At 53.2% G+C, this 1,951-nt stretch carries 1 protein-coding gene; it reads left to right on the forward strand.

All coding sequences use genetic code 11. The features are described from left to right. The first annotated feature begins 81 nt into the window (after nt 1-81). The gene (locus tag CFP68_RS17755; protein ID WP_241524156.1) at nt 82-1,650 is read left to right on the forward strand and encodes a type I restriction-modification enzyme R subunit C-terminal domain-containing protein; all 1,569 of its coding nucleotides are present in this window, start codon (nt 82-84) and stop codon (nt 1,648-1,650) included. Nucleotides 1,651-1,951 lie beyond the last annotated feature (301 nt).

A 1,951-nucleotide genomic window follows, 5' to 3' on the forward strand; every position in this document is an offset into this window, starting at 1 on the left:
GAACCCAACCCGATCACCAGGTGCAACGAGTAGCTTAATTTATGCCAGATCCTGTCCAATGATCGGGGAGTAGCTCACACCGTGGACAAGGTGCTCGAGCATGTCATGCGCAACGGCATCAAAGTCGCCGGGGGTGATCGGCTCGGCAAGACAATCATTTTCGCCAAGAATGGCAGGCACGCCCACTTCATCGCCGAGCGGTTTGATGTGAATTACCCCCATTTGGCCGGTCAGTTTGCACGGTTGATCGATTACAGCGTTACATACGCCCAGTCGCTGATCGACGACTTCTCCGAGGCCGAAAAACACCCCCATATAGCCGTGTCGGTTGATATGCTGGACACTGGCATTGATGTGCCCGAGGTTGTGAACCTCGTCTTCTTCAAGATCGTGCGGTCCAAGACTAAATTTTGGCAGATGGTCGGGAGGGGCACCCGGTTGCGCCCGAACCTGTTTGGGCCGGGTGAGGACAAAGAAGAATTCCTCATCTTTGATTTCTGCCAAAACCTCGAGTTTTTCCGGGAGAACCCGGATGCCAAGGCAGCGGGTGCGCCCCGTCCGATTGGTGAACGCCTTTTTATTACGCGGGTGGAATTGGTTGGTGAGTTGCAGGAAGAAAAAGAGGAACATTCTCAACTGACGAATTCACTCAAAGACCGACTGCATGACGAGGTGGTTGGCATGAACCTCGAGAACTTCATGGTGCGCGACAGACGCCGCGCCGTCGAACATTTCAAGGACAAGAGTAACTGGGAAACACTGGATCTCGATGCACAGATCACGCTAAATGATGAGGTGGCGGGCCTGCCATCGGCCTTTCAGGACGATCATCTTCCCGCCAAGCAGTTTGATCTACTTGTCCTGAATGCTCAACTACTCTTGTTGCGTGGTGATGCCAATTTTGCGCGTTTGCAGATCCGGATGATAAAGTTCGCGTCTGCCCTCGAAGGGTTGTCCAACGTTCCAACGGTTGCAAAGCAGATGGAACTGATTCTCGAAATGCAGACCGATTCATTCTGGACAGACATCACCGTCGAAATTCTGGAAGACGTGCGGCGTCGTCTCCGCACCTTGGCGGACCTTATCCAACCCCAAGAGCGGAAGATCGTTATCACGGATTTCGAAGATGAGTTGGGACATAGTGAAACCATCGACCTTCCAGACGTAGGAGTCGGTATCGATAAAGCGCGTTTCAAGATGAAAGTTCGCCGGTTCGTTGAAACTCACATAGATCACATTGCCCTTCAAAAAATCCGGCGCGCCGAGCCTATCACACGCATGGACGTGGAAGAGTTACAGCACATGCTGATCGAACAGGGCGTAGCAGACAGCGAAACCCTGAGAGCGCTCCAGACCGAAGAGCCTTTGGGCCGTTTCCTCCGCCGCCTTGTTGGCCTTGACCGGGCTGCAGCCAAGTCGGCATTCAGTAGCTTTATGTCAGAGAGCCAGTTGAACTCGGATCAAACCGAATTTATCGATATGATCATCGATCACCTCACCGAAGGCGGGATCGTTGAGCCCAAGTCATTCTATGAGAGCCCATTCTCAGATATCGATGATCTGGGAATAGCAGGCGTCTTCGATAAAGATCATGCAGCACAAATCATCCAGATCGTAAGAACGGTCAACGACGCCGCAGTTGCCGCGTAGCAAGTAGATGCGCGTTCGGACTTATCACAAAGCGCACCGCATGACGTCAAGTTTGGCGTCAAAAAAGGCTCGATCGTTTCGCCAGGCGGACCAAGGGCGGGATGTGACATCTAACCTCAAATCGCGGACCTTTTAGGGTATCATGTCAAGACTGCAGGCCGTGTCATCAAACCGTGTTGGTTCCGTTTTTTGTTCTTCTCTGCCAGTGGGGTAGTGTCTGAAGCGTAACCACGCCATTGATACCGCGGCCTATGCGGCTTGACTGGCTGTCTCGGTGGGCCGCGGCACCCAGTTCCAGGGC

Source organism: Oceaniglobus indicus, assembly GCF_002751875.1.
In the GTDB taxonomy this organism is placed as follows: Bacteria; Pseudomonadota; Alphaproteobacteria; order Rhodobacterales; family Rhodobacteraceae; genus Oceaniglobus; species Oceaniglobus indicus.